This is a genomic window from Porcincola sp. LCP21S3_C12, assembly GCF_052118625.1.
Lineage (GTDB): Bacteria > Bacillota > Clostridia > Lachnospirales > Lachnospiraceae > Porcincola.
Window position 1 is genome coordinate 1 of record NZ_JBQKGW010000081.1, and the last position, 505, is coordinate 505.

Consider the following 505-nt stretch of genomic DNA (forward strand, 5'->3'; position numbering starts at 1 on the left):
CAAATGCAGCGGCAGGCTTGCCACCGCTTCTGCCAGCACTCGGACGCAGGCATACACAGCGGTCACCTGCATGGAGCTCCGTTCTGTTACGGTCTTTCCGGATGAGGTGTGCCCGTAGTAAGCGCGGTAGACACTGCCGGATGTTGCATCCTTCGGATCCGCTCTTGCCTTCCTTCTGTGAAATAAATCCCGAAATCCCATGTGTCATACTCCTATCTCTGCCGCTGTCCGCAGCAGTTCTTCCACGGAAAAAGGCACCCACCGTCTTGGTGAATGCCCTGTTCGTTCCTGTTTGTTTCTGGTTTATTTTACGATCCCGATTCTCTCGACCTTGCCCTTCCAAAGCTCCTCGAAGGTTGCTCCCGTGAGATCTGTCTGGAATTGAAGTTCAAGTTTCAGCTGTGCTTCGAACCGGTTGTTTCCCTGTGCTGTGGTGTAGGTGTTTCCGTCTTTAATGAATCTGTAGCTTGCTTTCGTCATGGCCTTGTCCTCCGTTTTGTTTGTG

General features: G+C 52.3%; 1 protein-coding gene and 1 pseudogene. Both read right to left on the minus strand.

From position 1 onward, the window contains the following. A pseudogene (locus ACTQ1N_RS12760) lies at positions 1–201 on the minus strand (phage portal protein); the annotation flags it as partial. 102 nt (positions 202–303) lie between these two features. Further along, the coding region (locus tag ACTQ1N_RS12765) for a hypothetical protein (RefSeq protein ID WP_441957016.1) at positions 304–505 on the minus strand (202 nt) is incomplete at its 5' end.